Source organism: Deltaproteobacteria bacterium, assembly GCA_016208165.1.
Taxonomy (GTDB): domain Bacteria; phylum Desulfobacterota; class Desulfarculia; order JACQYL01; family JACQYL01; genus JACQYL01.
Map to the genome: position 1 here is coordinate 12,374 of JACQYL010000054.1, position 24,637 is coordinate 37,010.

Here is a 24,637-nt window from a genome sequence, read left to right on the forward strand (position 1 = left end):
CTCACTCTATAAAGCGTGTATCCGCTCCGGCGAAATGTTCTTGTCTGTCCTCCGGGCCGTATATCCGGAGCCAAGTTTCCAAAATATGCTTTGCGATGGGCGCCGCGACGGCGCCGGCGTGTCCGCCGTGCTCCACCAGGACGGACAGGGCGATCCTGGGGTTCTCCACGGGCGCAAAGCATACGAACCAGGCGTGATCCCTGAATTCATATGGTACGTCCTCGGTCTTCATCCGGCGTTTGGGATCTTTGAGAGCGACGATCTGAACAGTCCCGGTCTTACCGGCCACGGACAGATTCTCCACCGATGCTTTCTTCCCCGTACCTGATGGATCGCTGACCACTTGCTCCAGGATTTTTCGAAGCAAGTCCATGTGAGCGGCATTGACCGAGGTGACCTTGCGGATTGCGGGCTCGAAAGAACTCACCAATCGGCCCTGCGCGGTTTCAATGCGTCGAATCAAGGCAGGGACCGGAACGCTTCCCCCATTGGCCACGGTTGAAATGAGTATGGCCGACTGGAGCGGTGTCACCAGATTAAAGCTCTGCCCTATGGCTGCGGACAGTGTTTCCCCTTTTTGCCAGGGTATGCCGAATCGTTTCAATTTCCATCCGCTGGTCGGAATCAATCCTTCGCGTTCAGGTTCGATGACGATCCCCGTTTTTTCCGAAAGACCGAACTCCTTTGCGTAGCGGGCGATGACGTCGACTCCGAGGCGTTGGCCGACTTGGTAGAAAAAGATGTCGCACGATTCGGTGATCGCCCTTTTAAGATCCACACGGCCGTGCCCCCAAGTCTTCCAGCAGTGGTACTCGCGGTTTCCCAGCTTGTAGGAGCCGTGACAATCCAGCAAGGTGTTGGGTGTAATGACTCCCTCAGACAGGGCTGCCAATGCGGTCACAATCTTATAGATGGATCCGGGTGAATATTGCCCTTGCATCGCGCGGTTCTGGAGCGGATTGAATCTATTGTCCCTGATGGCCTTCCATGTCTCGGTCGAGATACCCTGAACAAATATGTTCTGATCGAAACCGGGACTGGAAGCCATCCCCAATACCTCTCCCGTCACAGGGTCCATCGCTACGACGGCGCCGACTTTGTCTTGCAGTTGCTCTTCGATGGCGCGATGACGATCCATGTCGAGGGACAGGTACACATTGTCGCCCGGTAACGCATCGACTTGAGTGAGTGCAGTCGTCTCCCTGCCCGCTGCGTCCACTTCGATATGCCGGCCTCCTTTACGGCCGCGCAAGTAAGTCTCCGCTGCTTTCTCGATGCCGCTCTTACCGATGTACTCGCCCACGAAAGTGCCCGAAAAGCCGTCCTGATCCAGTTCGTCTTTGTTGATTTCACCCAGATACCCCAGCACATGTGACGCTAATCCGGGATATACATAGTCGCGTTTGGGCTCCGCCTGAATCACGAGGCCCGGGATCTCATAACGACGCGTTTCCGCCAAGGAGAGTTCCGCCCAGGAAACGTCGGACTTGAGGAGGATTCTGTTCGAATACGCTTCCCGCTTCCCAAGTTTCATCTGAGCCATGATTTCTTCTTGAGTAAAACCCAAGATTTCCGCCAACTCGTTGGCCAGTTTTACCTGATCCCTCACATAGTCCATGTCTACATACACACTGAACGACGGACGGTTGCTAACCAGTATGCGACCATGGCGATCCAGGATCAGGCCACGTAGCGGCATCAGATATCGCAATCGGATCCGGTTATGTATGGACAGGTCGTAATAGGTCTCGCCTTCAAGGATCTGAAGGTAGAACAACCGTAGCACAAGAATGATGACGAGTATGAAGGCCACTACGGCGAGGTTCTTGAACCGGCCCTCAAAATCCGTAACATCGGGTAAATCCAATGGACCGATAGAACGATTCATCCTTGACCACGCTGATCACTGATAAGCGATTCCACCCAGGTCTCGGAACGGTCAAAAAGCAAGAAAAGTAAAGGGCTTGCGGCGGCCGTCAAGACACTGTTCCTGAACGTGCGCGCTTCAGGAACGAAAACGGGATCGTAGGGAAACGAGACCAATCCGGGAATAAGCACCCTGAAGGAAATATCCAGAATAAAAACAGCTACTATGCGGTACAACCAAAATCGGAGGTCCATTTTTTTCCCTCCGAAATAGGCCAATGCGAAAAGAGCGCAATAAAGTAATAGAAAAGCACCAGGGGCCGCTCCGGAGAACGAATCCATTAACATCGCCGAGAATAGAACCGTTGGCGCCGCTACCAGCAGGGAATGGCACAACCCGAGGTATATTAAAAGGATGACGCCGGCGTCGCACGTTCTGAAAGCCGTCGAGATTCCCAGACCGGAAGACTGGATTACGAAAAGAACGACCGCCCAGACAAGAAAAAGAATGGCATTAGCTGTCCGCATCTTGATCTTCTTCCGGTCCCTCCGGAACCAAAGGCTGATTCCGTTGCAGTATTACCATCACCTGTTCGAGTGTGGAAAAGTTCACGGCAGGCTTTACCGTAATGCGCTGAAACAGGTCTCCGGGTCTGTGTTCCACACTCACTACGGTTCCGAGCAGCAGGCCCTTGGGAAAGACACCGCTCAAACCGGAAGCTATCACGGATTCTCCTTTTCCGGTTTGAATGGATGGCGAAACGTATCTCAAGCTGCAGAGCTCGTCGCCTCTTCCCGACAGAATTCCTCTGGCGCGGCTGTTCTGTAGAATAGCGCTCACTGCACTATTTCGATCCAAAATCAGCAGCACTTTTGAGTAGTGAGCCGAGGCGCCTGTAATCCGGCCCACGACCCCGCTGGACGCAACGACCGCCATGTCTTTCCTTACTCCCTGATTGGAGCCTTTGTCGATGATGACGGTTTCAAACCATTCGGACGGGTCTCGGGCCACGACTTGCGCCGGGATCATCGGCGTGGGCACGTCCGTCTTGAATTCCAGGAGACTTCGCAGCCTCTGATTTTCCAGGCGCTCTTCCTTGTACTGGTTCAGTTCCCAGCGAAGTTCCTCCAATTGTTTCCTCAAAATCCCGCTCTGGTGTTTGGTGTGCACTAGATCAACATAAGATTCCCAGATGGACATCAAAAAGGCGGTGGCGGCGTCAAATCCTTTCGCCAAGGGTGCGATCGCTTCCAGGGTCGCGGACTGGACGAAGCCGAAGTTGGCTCCTCCTCTCTCGGACGAGATGAAGCTTCCCAAGACAATCATGACCAGGAACAAAATGGATGTAATTAACAGCGCGCGTTTCACCATCCAGCTCGGGGCTGTAAGTGGATAACAAAGAGAGGCCGGTTTTTTTAACAGGCTTCACGCTTGAAATGATGGCATGCAAAACGAGATAATTCAAGTAAATCACTACCGAATCGTTCAGTGTCGCGCCGAACATCATGAGGTCCGCGAAACGGCGCCACTCTAACCCTCGGCCGGCCATCACCAGGGCGATCGAAGAGTATTCCGGAGGGAACGGCTGTTAGGGGTATGCTGCTAGAAAAAAACAGCTTGGTGAAGAATCCTTCATTTAAATAAATCTGAGCGGTCTGCTATTCGATGAGGACTTCTTTCAATGTCTTTATTTCGTCCAGAGCCTTGCCTGAACCAAGCACCACAGTGGAAAGCGGATCCTCCGTCACGTTAATCGGAAGCTTCGTTTCCTCTCGCAGCAGCTTTTCGAGGTTTTTCAACAGAGCTCCTCCACCGGTGAGTGTAATGCCTCCATCCACAATGTCGGCCGCCAACTCGGGAGGTGTCTGCTCGAGGGCGATCTTGAGCGTATCTACGATGGTTTGTATTTGTTCGGATATGGCCTTACGTACCTCGTCCGAATCAATGGTCAGAGTCTTCGGAATTCCCGAAACGAGATCGCGACCCTTTATTTCCATTGTTTCTACTTTTTCATCCGGATACGAGTTACCGATGGTGATCTTGATGGCCTCGGCCGATCGTTCACCGATGAGCAGATTATAGTTTCTCTTGATGTACTGGAGGATGGCCTCGTCCATCTTGTCTCCCCCAACACGAACCGATTTCGAGTACACGATACCGGCGAGGCTGATGACCGCCACCTCGGTGGTCCCGCCGCCGATGTCCACGACCATATTGGCCGTGGGTTCCGTGACCGGAAGACCTGCGCCGATGGCGGCCGCCATGGGTTCCTCGATCAAATACACCTCCCGAGCACCGGCGGATTCGGCGGATTCTCGCACAGCCCTTTTTTCCACCTGAGTAATGCCCGAAGGAACGGCTATTATTATACGAGGCCGGATCAGAGTTCGACGATTATGAACTTTGCGTATGAAATGCCGCAGCATCGCCTCGGTCACTTCAAAATCGGCGATTACACCATCCTTCATCGGACGAACGGCGACGATGTTTGCCGGAGTCCTTCCCAGCATCTTTTTCGCTTCGGTTCCAACGGCCAGCACCTTCCCATAACCCCGCGCGTCTTTCCGCACTGCAACCACCGACGGTTCCCTAAGGACGATCCCTTTGCCTTTGGCGTATACCAGTGTATTCGCCGTTCCCAAGTCGATGGCAAGATCGTTCGAAAAAAAGCCCAAAACGAGGTCTAGAATCATGTACACTCCTTTCCGATCTCCCGGCTTGGAGCCACCTAACGTCAGGAAACGGGGGCACTCATTTCCGCCGGGCGTGAACGGGGTAACCGGTTGCAAGATATAGTGCAATCTCTTCGGATTTCAACCCAAAAATCTTTGTCTTTCATTCTCTTCCGGCTTTTGTCTTCTCGGAGTTTGAACCGGGCGCCCGTTTTAAAATGTTCCAAACGGACCAAGTCCCCATGGAAGCACTTACAGAAAATGATTGACGCAGCAGTGGCTCTCGTAAGAAAATACAGTACTTAGTGAAGGTCATAACGTAAGAACAGAAGCCTGAAACTTTCATCATCCAGGTGATACTCTCCTCTATCTTCTGGACTCGAACGTTCTGCCCTGCCGAGAGGAGGACTTTGCCGTGAATTGGGCTGCTCCTGTGAAATACGTTCTTATTGTGTTTCTGACGTTGGGGCCGTTTCAGTGTGGTTTCTTCGATGCCATCGTTGGCGCCGAGAATGACGAGACAAAGGAGGTTCTGAACCTGGCGGAAATCGAGGCGCTGGCCTTGAAACGATGTTCCGATCTGGCCAAGGCCCGGCTGCTGATCGAAGCGGCCGAACAAGATCTTGCCAAGTCCCAGGCGGCTTTCTTTCCTCAAGTCGATCTGCTGATGCTCACAGGTCCCGCATCCGATGCCGAGAAGCCCTTTGTGCAAGACGGAGAGATTGTCTCACGTACGTCGCGTACCGACTACTCATCCATAAACGTGTTCGCACGCATAGAACTCGCCGTAACGCAACCATTGTACACATTTGGAAAACTTTCTAATAGCAGAAAAGCGGCCGAGCAGTCTGTACGTGCGGAGGAGCTGCATTTAGAACAGCTCAGGAGAGAGATCCTTCGGGATGTCCGGATACGTTACTACGGACTGGCGTTGGCCCTCATGGGGCAAGCGGCCGTCGAGGAGGGAGATCGGTACCTGAGAGACCTTCGCGAGAAGGTCGATAGACTGATCGAACTCGGCGCCGCCAACGTGGAGTTGACGGACCGCTATCGCGTGGAATCCCAGTGGGGAGCCTTGGAGCAAAGCAAAGCGCGGGTGAGATCGGCTAGAAACAAAGCGCACCGTGCGCTTAAATCTTTAATGGAATACCCGGACGATCAGGATTTCGAGATCGAGGACCGCCAATTACCGGACTTGGAGACTGATCTGAAGCAAGAGTCGTTCTATAGCGAAACGGCGGTGGTCTCCCGGCCGGAAATCCTCCGGCTGGAAAAGGCCATTTTGGCAAAAGAGTATCAGTACGAGGCTCTCCAGTCGGATCGGTATCCGGACTTCTTTGCTGCGCTTCGGGGTGCGGTCGCCAGGGCTCCCGGGCGTGAAAGATTCAACGACGCCTATATCAGCGACGAGTTTAACGAGGAATACATTGGATTGGTGCTCGGAGGTGAATGGCACTTGGACTTCGGGCTGAGCCAGGCTGACATCGACCGCGCCAAAATCGAACAGTTGGCTCTCGAGCGCGAGAGGGATGTGGCTGAAAACGGAGTCGCCCTCCAGGCTGCTAACTACTACCAGGATGTGATTCGAGCAAGGGATGCGGCGTCCGCGTATCAGAGGTCGGCCAGGGTTTCCCGAAAGTGGGTCGTTACCGCTATTGCAGACTTTGATATGGGAGTAGGAGATCTTCGAGATGCCCTGGAAGCGCTCGATCAGTATGGAAAGAATCGTGGAGACTATTTATTGAATCTGTACGATTTCCATGTGGCCAAAGTGAATCTGTTGTATGCTTCCGGGATCTTGGAGGCAGATCAGGACTCGGCGAGCATCGGGAGAGGTAAGCCGATCGAACTCAACGGGAACTAGACAAGTATTCTTGTCGAATTTTGTTGCCAAGCAGCGGCCGGGACGGAAATAATTATACAGGAACGCATTGAAGTTTATGTTCTCATTCTACGAACGTTACCGCAACACACGATTGATACGAGCGCGTGGTGGAATGCGTGAAGTACTTCGCAAAAATAGGCATCTTCTGTTACAGGCTATCTGCCTTTGTTCGCTCGGGTCCTTGGCGGTCATGGCATACCCTGTTGAGAAGGGACCGACGGACCATGTGAGGAATCTCCTGGAAAGCATTTCGGACGTTCTCGAAGACCGGGTGGATCCTAAGGAAGAGGGCCAGAGCGGAAAGGCCGGAGCCATAAAGAATCTCATAGTGGCGAATTTTGACCAGGTCGAGATGGCTCGGGGCGCGCTGGGGGCGAAGTGGGATGAGCTTACGGATCAGAAACGTGACGAGTTCCTGAGTTTGTTCAAAGCGTTATTTCTTGAATCCTACACAAAATTGGTTTTGAATTTCCTAAGGCGTGAGGAACTGGAAATCACAGGCGAATCCGAGGTCGACGGCCGTAAGATGGTTCTCACCAGGATTCGCAGAAGGGACGATGTCATTCCGGTTTCTTACTACCTTCAAAAAGAAGACGAACGATGGCTGATCGTAGAAGTCGACATTGACGGTGTGGGAATTGTTCGCAACTATAACAGGTCCTTTGGCAACGTAATTCGCAAAGCGTCGTTCGACGATCTTATTGAGAGAATGCGAATTCAAGAACGCGCCCTGAAAAAGGGCTCTGAGTCGGACTGATCGAAAACGGCGCCGAGGACAGGCCTGTTCGAGAGAATGACTGGTTGTTTTCGATCCCTATAACAGAGTGGTACTTTGCCCGGCGGCGGGTCTTTACCCGAGGAGTACATAAGGGATCGAGCCTGCCGTGTCATGTGAACCGGTGCGTCAAGTCTATTTCAGGATTTATCGCTGGGAGAAGAGAATGCCAATCACGCAACATGAGCCGGAACTTCGGTTGCACGAACGGATAGAGAATGCCGTCGCCCGGACTCAGGATCATTTCTTCCGCGACCAGGACTCCGAAGGGTACTGGTGGTATCCTCTCGAATCCAATGAGACCATAACCGCCGAGTACTTGATGTTGTTGGCTTTTTTGGGTTTGAACGAACCCGAAAAAACGAGGCTGATCAGAAATCATATACTTGAAACCCAGAGGGCGGACGGAACTTGGAGCATTTATCATGGAGGGCCTGGAGATATCAGCACGACGATAGAAGCGTATTTCGCGCTCAAGTTGGCGGCCGTTCCCACTGACATGCCCGAAATGCGGCGGGCGAAGGAATTTATCCTGGACGAAGGGGGGATTTACCAGGCTAGGATATTCACCAAGATCTTCCTGGCCCTGTTCGGTTGTTTTCCGTGGAAAGACGTCCCTTCACTGCCCGTTGAGATTATGTTGCTCCCGCCGAACTTCATTCTTTCCGTATACCGATTTTCCAGTTGGGCACGGGCTACCCTGATTCCGCTCACAATCCTGCTCCCCACAAAGCCCGTGAACGAGTTGGGACGGGTGACTGGGCGGGAATCCAGCCCCCAATGGTCAACTCGCTTCTTGCCCTCCACACACTGGGTTACCCGGTAGATCATCCGATAATCCAGAAGGGTTTGGAAGCCCTGGAACGATTCTGCATTCGACGTGAGCATTCACTCGAGCTGCAGGCGTGTGTGTCCCCGGTGTGGGACACCGGCCTTACCTGCCTGGCCCTGCTGGCGTCGGGGGTGCCGCCGGAGCATCCTTCGGTTCAGAAAGGCGCCCAGTGGTTACTGAATAAGCAGATTTTTTCGGGTGGCGACTGGCAAGTCCGGGTTCCTTCCGGAAAGGCCGGGGGATGGGCGTTCGAATTTTCTAACAGCCACTACCCGGACGTGGACGACTCGGCTGTTGTACTCATGGTTCTGAAGAGGGTTCTGAACGGTGGAAATGGCGACGTCCCGGATCGTCTGAAGGCCGGAATGGAATGGGTGCTGGCGATGAGAAGCCGTGATGGCGGCTGGGGAGCCTTTGACAAAGACAACAGCAATCAATATTTGAATAAGATACCGTTCGGCGATTTGAAAGCCATGATCGATCCCAGCACGGCGGACCTGACAGGTCGAGTGCTGGAAATGATGGGGTGCTTTGGGTATAAAGGGGATCATCCTCTTGCGAAAGCCGCCATCCGGTTCGTTCGTGAAAAGCAGGAAGAGAGCGGTGCATGGTGGGGCAGATGGGGTGTGAATTACATCTATGGCACGTGGTCCGTACTGAGCGGTTTGAAGGGTATCGGGGAAAACATGAGTCGACCGTATGTCAGGCGTGCGGTGGCTTGGCTCAAGGAGCGACAAAATGAAGACGGCGGATGGGGGGAAACGTGCGATAGTTACCATAAGTGCTCTTACAGCGAGTGCTCCAGCACGCCTTCCCAGACAGCCTGGGCTCTTCTGGCTCTGATGGCGGCGGGAGAGGCGGAGTCGCCGGAAGTGAGCAGAGGGATCCGATTCTTACTGGATCGCCAGAAAGAAGACGGATCATGGGAAGAAAAAGCGTTTACCGGAACGGGCTTTCCCAAATATTTCATGATTCGTTACCAAAATTACCGGAATTGCTTCCCTTTATTGGCTCTGGGCAGGTACAGTCAGTTTCTGAAAAACGGACATATTGGGAGCGGGGACTGAGCGATTGAAAGTCCTGGTTACGGGCGCCACCGGGTTCATCGGAGGCCATCTAACCCGCTTGCTGGTTGAACGGGGAGACCACGTCCGGGCCTTGGTGCGGCCGGCGTCCGATAGAGAGATGCTCTCATCTCTTGAGGCGGAAACCGTTTTCGGTGATGTGCGGGATTGCGAGTCCGTTGTGAGGGCCGCCAAAGGCTGCGACACGGTGTTTCATGTTGCTGCGGATTACCGGCTCTGGGTTCCCAATCCTTCGGATATGTACGAAACCAACGTGCAAGGTACGGTGAACGTGCTCGAGGCGGCCTTGGCCGTGAATGTCCATCGAGTCGTGTACACAAGCACGGTCGGCGCTTTGGGAATTCCGAAAAACGGGTCGCCGGGAGACGAGACCACCCCTGTGAAAGAGCGAGACCTCTGCGGACCGTACAAGCGCTCCAAATACCTTGCCGAACAGAAAGCCCTGGCTTATAACGGAAAAGGACTTCCTGTAGTAATAGTAAATCCGAGTACGCCGGTGGGTCCCGGAGATAGAAAGCCTACGCCCACGGGTAAGATGATCGTGGATTTTCTGAACGGGAAGATACCCGCTTTTTTGGACACTGGATTGAATCTCGTCCACGTTGAAGACGTTGCCGAAGGTCATATTTTAGCGCATCAGAGGGGCAAACCGGGCGAGAAATACATTTTAGGTTGTCGAAATCTCACATTGGCTGAGATTTTTCGATTACTGGCTGAGGCCTCGGGATTGCCCGCGCCGAAAATCCGACTGCCCTATGCCCCGGTGCTCGCGGCAGCGTATGTGACTGAGGCCGTATCGAGAAGTATCACCCACCGGGAACCTCTGATTTGTCTTAATGCGGTGAGGATGGCCAAACGAAAAATGTTTTTCGATAATACCAAGGCGGTCCGGGAACTGGGTATTTCCCAAACGCCGGTTGAGCGGGCCCTGGAAGAGGCTGTCACCTGGTTCAGGAATCATGACTATGTTCATCGGACGACTTTGCCGGAAGGTTTGAAGCATGCCGGTTGTTAGCCAAGATCAGACGGAAACAGAGAGCACGATCGGCGTCAATTCGCGGAAGCAGGACCGTAAGCTGGGCGATGAATGGTCCGACTGGAGCGGTGATCTTGACGCCTTGGAGCCGGCCATTACGGAATCCAAGCTCAAATTCATGGCCCTCGGCCTCGTGACAGTACTGCTGATGACGGCCGGATGCCTCTTATTGTGGTATCTTGCGGAGCCGCGCCTTCAACAACTGGCGCCGGCTTGGCGATGGGCGGTTCACAGCTTGCTGGTGTTCGGTTTGGTTTTTCCGGGTTTGATGTACGTGTTGCTGTTCATTCAAGTTGTGTTCGACATTCGGATCCTTCCATACCGTTTCAGTGAACGCTTCCTGTTTTTTCTTCTTCCCAAGGCGGTCTGGCTGGGAAGACGGCTCGGCCAATCCCGGGACAAGGTGGGGCATTCGTTCATCAAGGTCAACAATGCAGTGACTCGGCTCCAAGGGTCTCAGGTCGGAGAGCCGACGTTGCTGATCTTGCTGCCCCGTTGCCTTCAGGTTTCGGTGCGCAAAGAGATCAAACAGATGGCGCAAGAATACCCGTGTCGGATGACCACGGTTAGGGGAGGGGAGGAGGCTCGAAAAGAAATCCAAAAACAGCGTCCCGACTTCATCATTGCCATGGCGTGCGAACGGGATTTGATTACGGGCATAAAAGACGTGGCGCTTTCCGTTCCAGTAATCGGTATACCGAACCAACGACCGGAAGGACCCTGCAAAAACACTCTGATCCCTGTCGAAGAGTTCAGAGCAGCCCTCGACTGTATTTTCTCCAAAAACAATCGAAAGTAGACTTCAGCGTGCGATTTCCTATTCAGCTTCATCTGTCCATGATGAGGTATTTGCTGTCCAATGGGTTACACGGAGTCAAGCGATTCCCGTTGGTCCTTATGTTGGAGCCGACGCATCAATGCAACCTGAACTGTTCAGGTTGCGGGCGCATTCGAGAGTATGCCGACTCGTTGCACCGCTCCCTTTCACTAGAAGAATGCCTGGCCTCCGTGGACGAAGCGGGGGCGCCGGTGGTCACCGTCACCGGGGGCGAGCCCCTCATATTATCCAACATAGGCCGCATCATTCGAGGAATCGTGGATCGTGGAAAGCACGTCTTCCTGTGCACCAACGGTACGTTGCTGAAAGAGAAGTTGGCTGAGTTCACGCCCGACGTGCGTCTGACGTTTAACATTCATCTGGATGGATTCGGAGAGGCGCACGACCGGATCCTCGGCCGGCGCGGCGTGTTCGAGTCCGCAGTGGAGGCCATTCGATCGGCCAAAGAAAAAGGGTTTAGGGTCAGCACCAATACAACGGTATACAAAGACAGCGACCCGTCCAATCTGGCGCGCCTGCTGGACATGTTGCACCGACTGGACGTGGACGGCATGCTCGTTTCGCCTGCGTTTGACTACGAAAGTGTGCACGAGGACCTGTTTCTCGACCGGGAGGAAATCGTCCGTAAGTTCAATTCGCTGTCCCATGTGTTCGATGGCCGCCGCATGATCAGCTCCCCCATATACCTCGAGTTTCTTTCCGGCAAACGTGATCTTCGCTGCACTCCCTGGGGTAATCCGACTCGAAATCCAAAGGGTTGGAAATCCCCCTGCTATCTCATTACGGATACCCATTACGCGAGCTTCGAAGAATTGATGGAGAAGACGGACTGGGATCGGTACGAATCGGGAATGGACCTTCGCTGTCGTAACTGTATGGTCCACTGCGGCTTTGAACCGTCCGTCGTCCGCACCGTCGGTTCCCACCCCGGCGATCTGATAAAGATGATCCGTTGGAACCTGGATGCCTGAAATCCCCCAACTTCTCCTGGGAACCTTCCTTTTTCGCCCCTACGTGTTCGTATTTCTGGGCATCTACGTCTTAAGCTGTGCGACCGCGTACGGCCTGCGCACATCGCTGTCATTTCTTGTGCTGGGCTACCTGATTGCTTTTGCATCCGAGTTTTCGTCCATACACAACGGTTTTCCCTACGGTCATTATTATTATATTCCCACTACTACGCACCGGGAGCTGTGGATCGCCGGCGTTCCTTTCATGGACTCCATATCGTATGTGTTCATGTCCTACGCCGGCTATGGCATGGCTCTCTTTTTACGGACTCCATCGGGCGACGTTGAGAATCAGGAGTACTGGTCCTGCGTCCGTAAGGTGGAAACTTCATGGCGCACACTGGTCCTCGGGGCGGTTCTTTTCGTCTTTCTAGACGTCATCATAGATCCTGTCGCGTTTCGCGGCGACCGCTGGTTTTTGGGAAAAATCTATGGCTACCGGGAGGAAGGGTTCTATTTCGGAATTCCGTTATCCAATTTCTTGGGCTGGTTATTCGTGGGATTCGCGCTCATAAAGACGTTTCAGTTGCTGTTGGGAAGCGATCTGTTTCGCGCTGCCCGAGGACTCGAGCCGGGGCGGGCGAAATGGAGCCGGCTTTTGGGCCCCGTCCTATATGGTCTGATTGTGCTGGGAAACCTGAGTGTGACTTTCTGGATCGGTGAAGCGATGCTCGGGCTCGCAGGATCCGGGATGTCCGCGATCTTATTGTTTTTCGTGATTCGGAAAGTCCGACGTCGCAAACAGCACCTGCCCGGCTGAATTGTATAGAATCGGTTTTTCGCGGAAATGACCGTAAATGAATCTCCGCGATTCAGCCTTTGGCAACGTCAGGCTTGCCGGAGTCAGCCTCGGCGTGCGCCGTGGGAGCGAGGCCCGAAGCCGCCGGAAAACCCGGCAGATAGTCTTTCAGAATGGCCGTCACCGTGCGTTCGAGCGCCCTGGCTGCAGCGCGGGATCGGCGGGCCAGGCGAGCCATCCGGATGATAATGGCCGGCTCGGACAAGGCGTAACGAAATACCTTCTGAAGTCGTACCCGGCCCCTTTCATCCGTCAGTTTTTCGAGGTTCAAGTTGGGTTCCATGCCGAGTTCATCGCAAACGGACCGGACCGCGATAAAGGGCGTTGCCGATGCTTTGGCGACCGACGCCAGATGTGCGGTTTCCATGTCCACCACGGCCGGATTCCACTCGTTGGGCAGGATCTGCATAAGCTTGCGTTTGCCGGCGGGAGTGCTCGATGTGATGATGGTTCCGGGATGAAGCCATGACGGCGGAGAACTTCCCAGGGACCCGGCGGTCAAGTCGCAAACACGGCCCAAGGAGTTTGAACCCACGTCATAAGGCACCGATCTGATCCCGTAAATGGTGTCGCCGGGCTCGAGGTTTTCCGTCAGCCCCCCCGAGAAACCCATGGAGATTAGCAAACCCGGTTCGAAGTGCTTTAGAAGCCACCTGACGCCCGCCACTGCTCTCTCGGCGCCCATACCGGTTTCCACCAGCAGAAGGGCGCCTTTGTGCGCGGTCACGCACCGATACAACGAGAATCCGTGTTCCTTATTAATTACCCGGCGGCAGGATAGCGACCGGAGCAATGGCGCCAATTCCGCTCGGAGAGCCGCGACCAGTCCGACAGAATGCACGTTCGAGCGGGTCACGATTCGTCCCTGATTCAGTGGGGTACTATGATGCCGATGTCCGAAAACAGATGCAGGGCGTTGGATGATCCTTCGGGCTGGAAGTAGATGTTGTGTCCTCGCAAGATGACCTGCCCGTCTTGCACTTCGGTTTCCGGCACAATGGTGATCTCTCTGATGATGTACCAGGTGTTCGCCACCTCGATTTCCCGAACCAGGCCTGTCTCCGGCGTCACCCGGTACGGGATACGGTATGCCTGCAGCACTTGCACCAAAAAACGGTTTCGAGCCATTTGAAGGTCTGCGGCGCGCTGTTCCATGGCGCGGATCTGTCCGGCGGTGCTCGCATGAGCCAAGGGACTGCAAAACAGGCAAGCAGCCATCATCACCACGCCTATGCGTATCCTGTTCATTTTACGGACCTCCTTGCATATCGTCGCGGCGCACTGCCGCAATTCGCGGGGCGGCTCTTTTAGAACAACGGACGCCCGCCCATCTTCCGGAGAATACAAGCATATCCTGAGCGTGATGCAAAAGCAACCCAACCGGCCGGCGCAACTGCTCGGGCATGAGCGGACGAAGATTTGTAAAGGCAACGACGGCAACCGCTCCGGAACAAGCACGTGGGACGCCGAAAACATCCATTCGGACTTCTCGAGGCGGCGGCATAACCGGACGGAAGGGCGGTCTCATACCGGGTCTCAAGCGGGATGTTTAGTTTCGTTTCGGCAAACATCTTGATCATTGCGGGTGATTTCTTTATGTTACGTGCAACCGCCCGATAAAGGTCCTGGAGTCGCTGCAACTTTTTAAGAGGTTCTGAGAAGAATGAACGTGTCACCCAACGGAGTGCGGGCCGCCGCCGTCATCTTCGCCGCCGGTCGGGGAAGCCGAATGACCGGATATGAAGGGAATAAAACGCTCTTACCTCTGAAAGCGGAGGCTTCATCCTACGTGGGCAGCCGTCCGTTTTTGCACGAGATTCTGGATAACTTGCCTGAAGGGTCCAAGGCGGTCGTGGTGAACTACAGGAAGGAAGACGTGGTGTCCGCCACCCGGAGCTATGATCCGGCGTACGTCGAGCAGCCGGTCACCGATGGAACCGGAGGGGCTTTGCTGGCCGCAAGATGGTTTCTGAGGCAGGTTCCGGAAGACAAGGTGATTGTGACCATGGGAGACGTTCCGCTGATTCGGAGAGAGACGTTTCGTTCTCTGTTGGAATGCGCAAACCGGCAGGCCTTTGCGGTGCTTGGCTTCAAACCGCGGGACAAGGCTCAATACGGGGTTCTCGAGATGGAGTCGGACCGCGTGGTCAGGATCACCGAATGGAGATATTGGAAGGAGTATGCGCCGGAACGCAGAGCACAGTTACGTGTTTTCAACGCGGGGATATATGCCGGAGATCGAGCCGCCATTCTGAGATTTCTGGAAGACTTGGAGGCGCGTCCCCATCTCGTTGAAAAACGTCGAGGCGGAAGAACGGTGTCGGTGAAGGAATATTTCATCACGGATCTGGTGGAATTGATGACCAGCGCGGGCGTGGCCGTTGGTTGTCATATCTGTGAGGATGAAACGGAAGTCATGGGGGTCGACGATCCGGACGCATTGGAGATGGTCCAGCGTGAGTATTCCAGGCGCCGGTTGCAGGGGAACTGAGAGTTTTGCTCAGGGCCCGGCGCATGGGCTTTGTCGATGCCGGAACGTGCCGGTATCCTGGTTCAGGGCAAGCCGGTTCCCCATCGAACAGTAATGGGTCATGACGAACGTGAGTGTGAAACCGCATGGCTAAGGAACACCCCGTGGATTCGAAGTCTGTAGGGCTTCTGAACGAAATACGTCTCGAATACGTAAAGCATCTGTCCGTCAAGTTTCTAGACCTGCTGGCGCCCACTGAATTGCCTGCGTTTGAAGCCCATTTTTCGGAATGGTTGGAAGGGATGGGCAGCCCGGAATCCGGCGAGGATGATGGGATCCCCCGATACTTTCGCCCAAGGGAGTCGGGATCGTTTCAGAGCGCCGAGTTGGCCGCCGCATACGACGCCGTTCCTGCGGTCCGAGGAAAACTGTATCAGTTCATTGTGTCGGGCATGTTTCTGGATTATCTGAAGACGCTGCGCAACGGTGATTTCGAAACCATAAAGAAAGAATTCTCGGAGAAATTGGATCAGCTCGTTAAAGCCTATTACCTCCCCACATCGGAGATCAGAAAGGAAGATCTGAATCTCCTCCAGGATGAATTGACTCGGATCACTCTTAATTATTATCACATATCCGGACACATCATGTCCGGCGATGTCCGGATTGCCTCCGATTTGTCCGGAAAGGAAGACTTGGCCCTCATCTGGGGCAACCTAGATGACCTGGATCGAAAACTGGATGAACTCGAACGGTTGGCCAGGTCCGAGATCCCGATCCTTGTTACCGGCGAAACCGGAACCGGGAAGACCTTCTTGGCCCGCCATATTCACCAATTGAGTCGCCGGTCGCGATACCGCTGCCTGATCGTCAATTGCGCTTCCATACCGTCTCTTTTGTTTCAAAGCGAGCTGTTCGGATACAGAAAGGGGGCTTTCACCGGCGCGGTCCAGGACAAAATGGGATTGTTCAAAGCGGCCGATCGCGGTACCATCTTTTTGGACGAAATAGGAGAACTGGCGCCGGAAGACCAGGTAAAGCTATTGCAGGTGTTGGAAACACAATCGTTTTTTCCTCTGGGGAGCCTTCAGGAAGTTTCCATCGACGTTCGGTTCATGTCCGGCACGAATCGTCCCCTGGAGAAAGCGGTACAAGAAGGCTGTTTCCGACAGGACTTGTATTACCGCATTAAAGGAGCTGAGATCGGTTTACCGCCCTTGAGGGATCGCATCGAGGTTCTGCCTCGACTGGCCCAACGGATCATGGAGAGGATCAGCGAACGGGAGGGCGTGAAACCGGCCGGCATCAGCAGCGCCACCATGGAACTGTTGAAAAGGTATGCCTGGCCGGGCAACGTGCGCGAGTTGGAGAACGTGCTGCAACGGGCCATGGCGCTGTCCCGTCCGGGAGACATTGAACCCAGGCATCTTCCGGACGAGATCGCGGGCTTGGGGCCGAAGACGAGGAAGCCCTCGGATGCCGGCGGGTATCTGCTGCGAGCGCGTCTGCGGAGTCAGGGGGTTGAAGACCGCTTTTTGGAAGAATTCCTGGTCCTTTCACGTGGAACCAGCTTCAGCACGGCGGATCTGGCGTCCAAACATCCGCTGCCGGCCGGGCGCGGGAACGTCGCGGACGAAAGCCGCATGCGCATGGCCCGGCGTATGCTCGAGCCGATCAAGGATGAGATCATCGAGGACAATGGATCGAGGGCGCGAGCCGTGCGGTATCGGGTGCGCAGCTCCCTCCTGGATCAACCGTTCAGAGGGGCGGCCGATGAAATCAACCGGGCCGCCGACGAATTTCATTTGACCAGGCGCAAGGCGTTTCAGCTCTATGACGTACTGATGGAGTGCCGGGAGGCCGGTTTGACGGCGGAAACACTGGCGGATCTCGCGAGGATTTCCATCCGACAGGCCCACGCCCTCCTGTACCGGTTGCAGCATCGGGGAGTGGCGCCTCAACTGTATAAAAAGCCGGCCGACCGGGTGCAATAGGCCGATGGACAAGGGAAGGCTCAAATTCCTGCTGGTGGAGGCGGGCTTCTGGTTCTATTCTGTTTTCGCCCTGGCGGTGATGTTCGTAATGCTGATTCCGGCCCTTTTCCCGCCCGAAAAGCCGCCTTACCCCATCGAGGAAAGTCCCGTGTACGGAGGAACGCTGCGGATCGACGTGGGCGCTCCCCTGGGAGATCTGAATCCTTACGGCGGAGGACATCACGGGGCCACGTACGCCATGCAGGCCATGTACAATTTCCTGTGCGCCAAGGCTGGGGAAGGGAAGTTGTCGCCCGATCTGGCCGACTCGTGGACCTCGGACGAGACGTCGAGGATCTGGCGCTTCCATCTTCGCCAAGGCGTTTCCTTTCACAACGGCCGGAAAGTGACTGCCGCGGACGTGAAATATTCCATTCAGGAAGCGTTTCGACAATGGTTTCCTTCAATGAAGGAGAGCGTCCATGGGATTGAGATCTTGAATGAAGCACACGTTGGCATCCGGCTGTCGGTTTCCTTTCCGGATTTCCTGGAGTATGTTTCCCAGATACCGATCATTCCGAAGGACTCACTGCAAAACGGAACCGACTGGTACGAATCTCCCGTGGGCACGGGCCCGTTCCGGTTCGGATCCCGGGACGGCGACAGGAGCATCGTGCTCGACGCCTTCCCGGGCTACTACGAAGGACGGCCGCGCCTGGACCACCTGGAGTTCACGTTTCCGGATCCTGAAGAGAGCGTCTTGTGGCGGTTTCTCAAGGAGAGATCGGATGCGGTGCTGGAAGCGGAACCGCGATATCTGCTGTTTTTGAACGGCGTCCCATACTTCCAGCGGGCCTATTTGACCACCATTCCGTACTACTACGTCATCATGATCAACCACCGGCGCCCCCCTTTTGACGATTCCCGGGCTAGGGCCGCTGTTGCGTACGCCATCGACGCGTCCCGGTTGAGCGAGAATTTTGTCGGAGGAGGGGAAGCCCCTGTTCATGCAGGGCAGCCTTGGGAAGAAGCGGCGCCGTTTGCAAAACCGCTCCCGTTCGATTTTCGGAAAGCCGAGGACCTCCTGGCGTCCGCCGGCTGGAAACTGGGGGATGACGGGCTGTACGTTAACAAAGATTCCGAGCCTTTCGAGGTGAATCTTCTCGTGCCGGCCGAGTTCACCTGGGAGATCGACGCGGCCGAACGCTTGCAGGGCCAGCTCCTGCGATTCGGCATCGACCTGCACGTCGAAATCATGGAGTACCGCGCCATGGAGGAAGGCCGCCTGAAACCGGGTCGATTCGACGCCGCATTGAACATCGTAAGGCTGCACATCGATCAGCCGGAACACATGCACAATCTCTTTCACAGCACAGGGGGTTGGAACTTCGGCGGATACGGCAATCCCGATGCGGATGCGCTGCTGGCAGGAGTGCTTCACGAACCGGACCGGGATCGGAGGATGGAGCTGTACCGCGAGCTGGGAAGACGGTTTTCGGACGATCTCCCCGTCATATTTCTTGCCCAAAAACGCATCGTGTCCACCATGTCCGATTACTTCGGAGGACTCGAGAGCGTAACTGTCAGGCCCTCCGCCCGCAAGGAGTATCAGCTTGTCTACCTGAAGCAGGGCGCCGAACCGGGAGGGTTTCAGCTCCTCAACCATCAGCGTGCTCCGGAACTGGGCCTGTTCTGGGGCAAACCGACGTTTCTGGAGGCCGTGGACGCCTATCGCAAGGATTCCCAGTAGGCCCGACAGACCAACTCACCGATATTTCATTGCTATTCCTCTTATTTGCCCGGAAAACCCGGGCGCCCCTCTTTTTGGCACGCCTTGCAACCCCTTCTGAATTGACGCGCGCAATTTCAGGAAAGGAGGCGGACACCTATGATGTGCATGACCATTACGGAAGCCGGGTACCATTTCGAGTCGGCTCGTCCCTATTGCTGTTGGGTTGGGCCCATGGCGGCAATGTAAATCCGATTTTACCCGAGGAGAGTATACGTCGACGACGTGCCGTATGATCCGGTAGGCGGGGGGCCGTGAGGCCCCCACGCTGCCCAAAGGGGAAGGTATGACAAGCCCGAACCACCGTCCATCCCGTTTTCTGGTCGAACACGGGATTTCATGGGAAGGCAACCAATGGTGCGTGCTCCTGCACACCGTCAACCGGAGCTTGAAGCTCCTGGAACAGGAGCCGTGGAACGCGATCAAGACAGGCCGGATAACGAAAGCGTACGGTCCTCTGTTCGAGGACCTGTGCCGGTCGGATATTCTGGCGCCCGAAGGCGTCGACGAGGTCAAGGTGCTGAAAAACTGGCGTAACAGCCAATACTACGCCAACAAAGAGCTGGCCGTGAAGGTGAAAGTCACGGAAGACTGCAATCTCGCTTGTGATTTTTGCATACAGGAGGGCATGAAACGTCCGGTCAGCATGTCCAGAGAAATTGCCGAACAGTGCGTGACCTTCCTTCGGGATCGCATCGCAAAAGAAAAGCCGGAAGCGGTTCGTGTGATGTTAACGGGGGGAGAGCCCCTGATGAACCAGACGGCCATCCGGAGCTTCGGGATGCTGCTCCAGTTCTGCAACGGAAAGGGTATACCCTGCGATCTGTCGCTTACGACCAATGGGACCCTGCTTACCAGGAAGATGGTCCGCGAGCTGCACTGGCTGGGCGTTCGAACGGTTCGAGTGTCCATTTTCGGGACGCGGGAAACCCATGATCGGAGACGCACTTTCAAAAACGGCAGCGGTTCTTACCGGTTGATCGAACAAAACCTGCTTGAGGCCGCCCCGTTCGTCCGGTTTCGAATACTCATGCAATACGACGAACAGAATGAGGACTATCTCAAATATCCCAAGCTGTTTCAGCGGCTGAAGGAGTTGGGACTCGATGAGGCGGTGGAAGATGTGGAGATGGGCCCTTTGCTTCCCCGAGAGTATGATTTCGGCCGGTTGGGATCCACGCTTTGCAGCAACGTTTCCAAACCGGAGATATACGCCTATTTAGAGGATGAAGCCAGGAAGTACGGTCTCAAACCGCCGGTCGAGCTGCCGTCCAGCGGGTGCATGGCCAACTACCGGAGTTGCCTGGTAATAGACGTGGATGGCAACTTGGTCAGTTGTCCCACGATCTCCCACTCGCAGCACCCCGGACTGACCTATGGGAACGTGTGCCGGGGCATCGATTTCGTGAAAGAATCCCAGGTCATAGCGAGACCTTTGGCGGATTCCTGTTTCGAGTGCAACGTGGCCGGATTGTGCGACGGCGGATGCCGCCAGCAGAGCCTGGTGAAAAACGGCGATTTCGACGGTCTTCACTGCACCCGGGAATATCTCGAGGCGTTGGTCCGTAAGTACATGGAAGACAAGGTAAAAGGGTATCTTTCGAGTCTTCGGGGAACGGAGGCCGGGAGGAAGGCCAGAGCCGCATGAACCGCGGACTGTGGCTGCTCGTTTCGCTCGAGTTTATGGCTGTCTTGGGTAACCAGCTGCTCAGCCTGGCCATTTACTGCATGCTGGTATTGGGCGTCGAAACAAGCGCCCAGAACCTGCTCGCGCTATTCGTCAGTGTGCAAGTGACCGCGCTCTTGATGGTTCCGATAGCAGGGCCTCTCCTGGAACGAGTGGGGCCGGTGAACGTCCTCGTGTATAGCGGGATCGGCAAAGCCGCGCTGCTGGGAATTCTTTCGGTGGCTTCGGAGAACGGTTCGTCCGTCTACCCCCTATACGCCTTAGCGATGGGCCTGGACCTGTTTCAAATCTCCGGAAGATCCTCCGCTTTGCCGCTGCTGGTGCGCCGGATCGATCTGGTGAAAGCCAATGCCGTTCGGCAGAAAATGTCGGTTTGCGCCAACATCCTGGGACCGGCCGTCATGGGCTTGGTGATTACTGAATTCGGGTCCCGACCGGGCATAGCAGCGAGCGCACTGCTCTTCGGCGTGGCCGCGTTGGGCGCCGGATGGCTGCCTCTGGAAAGTATGAAGCATCGACAGAACGTCCGGCTCAGGGAAGGAACGCTTCACAGGTTCAGGGAATTCTTTCGATCTTCTCCTCAGATCAAAGAGCTACTCCGGATCATGTTGTTCTGGATGGCGGCCTCCGGTCTCTTTCAATACGGGTTTCCGCTGTGGTTCAATGAAAAGCCCTCGGCGAACGCGTTTGGGATGGGAGTCGCATTCTCCATGTTCAATCTGGGCGCCTTCGGAGGCGCCGTGGTCGTATTCAGACTCGGGAACGATCGATTCAAAAGTGTGCTGCGTCAAAGTCTACTGGTCGAGGCATCGTGCATTTTGAGTTTGGCGCTGATCTCCCAAGGGGTCGCGTTTGAAGGCGGTCTTCTCCTGCTGATCGGGGCCGCTTCGGCTATCCAGCAGGTCATGTTGGAAAGCGGCCTTCAGGCCGGTTGTCCTCCTCATCTCCTGGCAAGACTCATGTCTCTGGGCGCGGGACTTCGTTGCTTTGGGGCACTGATCGGAGCAATGCTGGGGGCTCTCGTGGTTCACCAGTTCGGCATGACTTCTTCGCTCTTGCTTGCCGCGGCGGCGTTTGCACTGATATCGTTCAGGATCGGTACTGGGGCCACTGATCTTCCATACGCCGGCGAATCCGCATCCAACGCTCCTTCACCATAACCACTTCGGGAGGAGGAAGTCCCGCTGCCTCGTTGCAGGGCCGAACCTCCTTGTTTGAATCGGATTCGCGAATGGCCGGGTGTTGGGCCGAGCTGGGGCTCGGCGTTCCCGGCGGAACCCCCTTGTTTGAATCGGATTCGCGAATGGCCTGCGAGCTACATTTTCTTATCCATCCTATATTCCCAAAACACTCTCTCTATAATGGTGCTCAATTCGTTTCCTTTAATAAGGAGCACCCCTGAGAGGATGTTTTTTAGCCGGGTGTCGATGGTTTTTTCGTACAGCTTCTCGGATGCGACATCAATTAGATAGGCAGACATCTGATCGTTCTCTGAACCGGGAATGCTTACGGAAACCATCAGAACAACGTCAACGCCCAAGCGCTTACCGGCCTTTGCCACTTCCTCGACATTGGGTTTGAAAAGCTCCCACCGGCTTTTTCGGGTCCACACTTGATCCTGCCGGATGTCAGTGGGTAACGGTTTCGCGCCGAATCGCTGTTCCATGGGGTATGTGGAATACACCGGAATAAACGATCCCGTGTTCTCGAACGTTCGTTTCAGAGCAGAAACCACGACGTCTTCGTAATTGATGCCCTCGCCGGCGAGGCTGGAAGGGAATACGGCCACTTGAAACCGTCCGGGAAGCGTCTTCTTTAGATTGTCCACGTCTTGTTTCAAAGACTCCACCTCTTGCTTAAGAGCTTCGATCTCATGTCTGATGGTGGAGAGTTCGCTCTGGGTATCGCCGGACGGGAATCCTGCCTGCGCAAATGCCAAGCACAAGGCAGCGACCAAAACGGAACTTACGATCGTTTTCTTCATGTTAAACCCTCCTTTGAGGCCGAGACTTAAGGCCGCACCGCGAGCTTATCAACTTATACTATAAAGACAGGGGGGTGGAACAAAGGTTTAGGGGTTCGCGGCAAGCCGTTCCTCCGCCGAAGAGCCAAGGCGCCTTTGACGATCCGTTTCTGATGCCTGCGTGTTGTTTGGTCGCTCGAAATGACCTCAAACGAGCCGGCGCCACTCCATTCGAGTCCCAGGGCGCCCGAAAATCCCCCTGCCTCCTATGGCTTAGGTTCGGGAGGGGCGCTTTCGGCCGATTCCGGGCCCGGTTGAAGGACGGGTTTCAGCGAGCCGATTTTGCCGGTAATCTTTATGGGAAGTGTCCCGTCTTTTCCAAGGAAAGGTCCGAAATCCCGGCCGAGTATTCGTCCGTCGAGTCTGAGCCGCGCCTCCACCGTCCTGTCCGCCAGTTGGGTGGAGCCCACCAGGTGCGCAACCGGCGATTTCTCTTTGGTCGAAAAACTCATGTCGTACTGGATGGCTCCGTTTTCTATCCGGTAGGTTCCGTCCAGGCTGGAGAAATGAAACGCCGTATACTTCTTGGGCATTAACCGTTTCAGGATATCGCCGTATGCGGAAAGGTCCTGAAGAAAGCCGAAAGTCACGTCTATGCCATCACGAGCTCCCAGTGTGCCCGAGCCGGTCAGGTTTGTTTGAATGGCCTCGAAATCGGAGCCGCGTGACGTCAAGTCCGATGCGAAGTCCAGCGTGCCCTCGAGTCCGGTCAGCGGCAGCGCGAATAGGGGTGCTTCATCTTTAAGCCAGACAAAATCGGCGGGCGCCACTTTGATGTGCCGCCCTGCTGCGGTCAATTGGACAGCCGGCTCGGGATCCGTCATGTCCAACCCGCCCTGTGCGGAGAAGGCGCCTTCGGGAGGATTGAAGGAAAGGTTCTCGATCCGAAGGCGGCTGTCGTGCAGCAAAGCCTTCAGTAGGAAATCCTCCACGCTGAACGTCTTATACATTAATCGCTCCGATCGCACATCCAAACTAGCCCGGAGATTCTTCCATACATCCCCGTGTCCTTTACGGCCCGAAGGCTCCGGCTCTTCCGGTGACGTGGGCGCCTCGGCTCCTCCGGAGCCTGAAGGTTCTTTCTTTGGCTGACCCTCCCCGGTGGGAACAAGCGACAGAAGCATATTCAGGTCGAGCAGTTCGGCATCGACCCGAAGCCTCGCATTTGAGGCCGGCCAATCCCGGTATGCGTTCAACTCTCCTTCAAGGCTAATTGTGTGACGATCCACTTCAAGAGACATTCCCTGTAATCGAATTTGTTCAGGGTCTGCGACGATGGAACCGGTGAGCACCGGCCGTACTTGGGGAGTTTCCGGCATTGGAGCCAGGCTGACTTTCTCAAAGTTGACTTCTCCGGAAATTTCCGGAAATCGGCGTGACTCATGGGGTTGAGCTTCATTCCTGTTTCGTTTTCCCGAAAGCTTGAAACTGAATTTCCCGTGAGGTCCCCGTTCAGCCAGTTCGGGAGAAAGTTCAGCCAACCTGGCCAAGTCCAGGGGGGCCAACTCCGCGAGCAAATCCGTGTTGCCGGATGGCTGTTCCGCCTTCCCTTCTGCGCGCAGATGCACCGGCCCAAACAGAATCTCAAGATTATCCAACTGGAGGACTTCATCGATCTTCTTTCCGGCCAACCGTATCTCAGCGGGTACGCCTCTCGGTTTTCTTATTGTCCTGCCCACAAGGATACCCGCGTCCGCCAGCGCGATTTTCGCGTCTATACGGGGCGAGTGCAAGGTACCCTCGATGCGTCCGGTGAGAACCCCCACGCCCGTCATTTGAACGCTTTTCGGTATGGCGCCGAGTCCCTCCAGGATGCTGTCAACATAATCGAAACGTGTCTTGGCATTTATTCCTAGAGAAGCATCGTTGCGGGACAAATATCCCCTTGCGCTCAAG

At 55.2% G+C, this 24,637-nt stretch carries 19 protein-coding genes and 1 pseudogene; 12 read left to right on the forward strand and 8 right to left on the reverse strand.

Translation table 11 applies throughout. From position 1 onward, the window contains the following. Position 1 precedes the first annotated feature (1 nt). From mrdA to HY788_11935, 4 genes are all read right to left on the reverse strand, one after another. The gene (gene mrdA, locus HY788_11920) at positions 2-1,888 is read right to left on the reverse strand and encodes a penicillin-binding protein 2 (protein MBI4774864.1); all 1,887 of its coding nucleotides are present in this window, start codon (positions 1,886-1,888) and stop codon (positions 2-4) included. Then, entirely contained in the window at positions 1,885-2,394 is a 510-nt protein-coding gene (locus HY788_11925) for a hypothetical protein (GenBank protein MBI4774865.1), read from the reverse strand. The genes mrdA and HY788_11925 overlap by 4 nt, the downstream gene beginning before the upstream one ends. Next, positions 2,381-3,238 carry a rod shape-determining protein MreC gene (mreC, locus tag HY788_11930; GenBank protein MBI4774866.1) on the reverse strand — a complete coding sequence of 286 codons (858 nt, stop codon included), beginning with the start codon at positions 3,236-3,238 and terminating at the stop codon, positions 2,381-2,383. The genes HY788_11925 and mreC overlap by 14 nt, the downstream gene beginning before the upstream one ends. Before the next feature lie 287 nt (positions 3,239-3,525). Beyond that, the gene (locus HY788_11935; GenBank protein ID MBI4774867.1) at positions 3,526-4,560 is read right to left on the reverse strand and encodes a rod shape-determining protein; all 1,035 of its coding nucleotides are present in this window, start codon (positions 4,558-4,560) and stop codon (positions 3,526-3,528) included. Between the two features lie 394 nt (positions 4,561-4,954). On the opposite strand from HY788_11935, the gene HY788_11940 reads away from it, so the two are divergent. The 7 genes and pseudogenes from HY788_11940 to HY788_11970 all read left to right on the forward strand — a co-directional run bounded on the left by HY788_11940 (position 4,955) and on the right by HY788_11970 (position 12,760). Next, positions 4,955-6,403 (forward strand): TolC family protein, encoded by a 1,449-nt coding sequence (locus HY788_11940; GenBank protein ID MBI4774868.1) that lies wholly within the window; start codon positions 4,955-4,957, stop codon positions 6,401-6,403. 211 nt (positions 6,404-6,614) lie between these two features. After that, complete coding sequence (locus tag HY788_11945) at positions 6,615-7,181, forward strand: ABC transporter substrate-binding protein (GenBank protein ID MBI4774869.1); 567 nt, start codon at positions 6,615-6,617, stop codon at positions 7,179-7,181. A 184-nt stretch (positions 7,182-7,365) separates the two neighbouring features. Next, positions 7,366-9,098 (forward strand): annotated as a pseudogene (gene shc, locus HY788_11950) (squalene--hopene cyclase). 4 nt (positions 9,099-9,102) lie between these two features. Continuing rightward, positions 9,103-10,131 carry an NAD-dependent epimerase/dehydratase family protein gene (locus tag HY788_11955; protein MBI4774870.1) on the forward strand — a complete coding sequence of 343 codons (1,029 nt, stop codon included), beginning with the start codon at positions 9,103-9,105 and terminating at the stop codon, positions 10,129-10,131. Beyond that, the gene (locus HY788_11960) at positions 10,118-10,951 is read left to right on the forward strand and encodes a DUF116 domain-containing protein (GenBank protein MBI4774871.1); all 834 of its coding nucleotides are present in this window, start codon (positions 10,118-10,120) and stop codon (positions 10,949-10,951) included. Before HY788_11955 ends, HY788_11960 begins: the two co-directional genes overlap by 14 nt. 8 nt (positions 10,952-10,959) lie before the next feature. After that, positions 10,960-11,961, forward strand: a complete 1,002-nt coding sequence (gene hpnH / locus HY788_11965) for an adenosyl-hopene transferase HpnH (protein ID MBI4774872.1) — start codon at positions 10,960-10,962, stop codon at positions 11,959-11,961. Continuing rightward, positions 11,954-12,760, forward strand: a complete 807-nt coding sequence (locus HY788_11970; protein ID MBI4774873.1) for a carotenoid biosynthesis protein — start codon at positions 11,954-11,956, stop codon at positions 12,758-12,760. Before hpnH ends, HY788_11970 begins: the two co-directional genes overlap by 8 nt. Before the next feature lie 52 nt (positions 12,761-12,812). On the opposite strand, the gene HY788_11975 is transcribed toward HY788_11970, so the two are convergent. Both HY788_11975 and HY788_11980 read right to left on the reverse strand, forming a co-directional pair. Then, the gene (locus tag HY788_11975; protein ID MBI4774874.1) at positions 12,813-13,655 is read right to left on the reverse strand and encodes a hypothetical protein; all 843 of its coding nucleotides are present in this window, start codon (positions 13,653-13,655) and stop codon (positions 12,813-12,815) included. 14 nt (positions 13,656-13,669) lie between these two features. Then, a complete protein-coding gene (locus HY788_11980) occupies positions 13,670-14,047 on the reverse strand; it encodes a hypothetical protein (protein ID MBI4774875.1) in 378 nt (125 codons plus the stop codon). A 415-nt stretch (positions 14,048-14,462) separates the two neighbouring features. On the opposite strand from HY788_11980, the gene HY788_11985 reads away from it, so the two are divergent. From HY788_11985 to HY788_12005, 5 genes are all read left to right on the forward strand, one after another. Next, a complete protein-coding gene (locus HY788_11985) occupies positions 14,463-15,290 on the forward strand; it encodes an NTP transferase domain-containing protein (protein ID MBI4774876.1) in 828 nt (275 codons plus the stop codon). Positions 15,291-15,433: 143 nt separating this feature from the next. Next, positions 15,434-17,263 carry a sigma-54-dependent Fis family transcriptional regulator gene (locus tag HY788_11990; GenBank protein MBI4774877.1) on the forward strand — a complete coding sequence of 610 codons (1,830 nt, stop codon included), beginning with the start codon at positions 15,434-15,436 and terminating at the stop codon, positions 17,261-17,263. Positions 17,264-17,267: 4 nt separating this feature from the next. Next, a complete protein-coding gene (locus tag HY788_11995) occupies positions 17,268-18,992 on the forward strand; it encodes an ABC transporter substrate-binding protein (protein MBI4774878.1) in 1,725 nt (574 codons plus the stop codon). Between the two features lie 325 nt (positions 18,993-19,317). Then, positions 19,318-20,679 (forward strand): radical SAM protein, encoded by a 1,362-nt coding sequence (locus HY788_12000; GenBank protein ID MBI4774879.1) that lies wholly within the window; start codon positions 19,318-19,320, stop codon positions 20,677-20,679. Next, positions 20,676-21,878, forward strand: a complete 1,203-nt coding sequence (locus HY788_12005; protein MBI4774880.1) for an MFS transporter — start codon at positions 20,676-20,678, stop codon at positions 21,876-21,878. Before HY788_12000 ends, HY788_12005 begins: the two co-directional genes overlap by 4 nt. Positions 21,879-22,033: 155 nt before the next feature. Here the strand turns inward: HY788_12005 and HY788_12010 are convergent, their stop codons facing one another. Both HY788_12010 and HY788_12015 read right to left on the reverse strand, forming a co-directional pair. Further along, positions 22,034-22,702 carry a hypothetical protein gene (locus HY788_12010; protein MBI4774881.1) on the reverse strand — a complete coding sequence of 223 codons (669 nt, stop codon included), beginning with the start codon at positions 22,700-22,702 and terminating at the stop codon, positions 22,034-22,036. A 245-nt stretch (positions 22,703-22,947) separates the two neighbouring features. Then, complete coding sequence (locus HY788_12015) at positions 22,948-24,618, reverse strand: hypothetical protein (protein ID MBI4774882.1); 1,671 nt, start codon at positions 24,616-24,618, stop codon at positions 22,948-22,950. Between the last annotated feature and the right edge of the window lie 19 nt (positions 24,619-24,637).

Coding starts and splice junctions, on each gene's coding strand:
- HY788_12000 (MBI4774879.1), top strand. CDS start 19,318: ATGACAAGCCCGAACCACCGTCCATCCCGTTTTCTGGTCGAACACGGG.
- HY788_11980 (MBI4774875.1), bottom strand. CDS start 14,047: ATGAACAGGATACGCATAGGCGTGGTGATGATGGCTGCTTGCCTGTTT.
- HY788_12005 (MBI4774880.1), top strand. CDS start 20,676: ATGAACCGCGGACTGTGGCTGCTCGTTTCGCTCGAGTTTATGGCTGTC.
- HY788_11960 (MBI4774871.1), top strand. CDS start 10,118: ATGCCGGTTGTTAGCCAAGATCAGACGGAAACAGAGAGCACGATCGGC.
- HY788_11970 (MBI4774873.1), top strand. CDS start 11,954: ATGCCTGAAATCCCCCAACTTCTCCTGGGAACCTTCCTTTTTCGCCCC.
- HY788_11985 (MBI4774876.1), top strand. CDS start 14,463: ATGAACGTGTCACCCAACGGAGTGCGGGCCGCCGCCGTCATCTTCGCC.
- HY788_12010 (MBI4774881.1), bottom strand. CDS start 22,702: ATGAAGAAAACGATCGTAAGTTCCGTTTTGGTCGCTGCCTTGTGCTTG.
- HY788_11935 (MBI4774867.1), bottom strand. CDS start 4,560: ATGATTCTAGACCTCGTTTTGGGCTTTTTTTCGAACGATCTTGCCATC.
- HY788_11995 (MBI4774878.1), top strand. CDS start 17,268: ATGGACAAGGGAAGGCTCAAATTCCTGCTGGTGGAGGCGGGCTTCTGG.
- HY788_11925 (MBI4774865.1), bottom strand. CDS start 2,394: ATGCGGACAGCTAATGCCATTCTTTTTCTTGTCTGGGCGGTCGTTCTT.
- mreC (MBI4774866.1), bottom strand. CDS start 3,238: ATGGTGAAACGCGCGCTGTTAATTACATCCATTTTGTTCCTGGTCATG.
- HY788_11945 (MBI4774869.1), top strand. CDS start 6,615: ATGGCATACCCTGTTGAGAAGGGACCGACGGACCATGTGAGGAATCTC.
- mrdA (MBI4774864.1), bottom strand. CDS start 1,888: ATGAATCGTTCTATCGGTCCATTGGATTTACCCGATGTTACGGATTTT.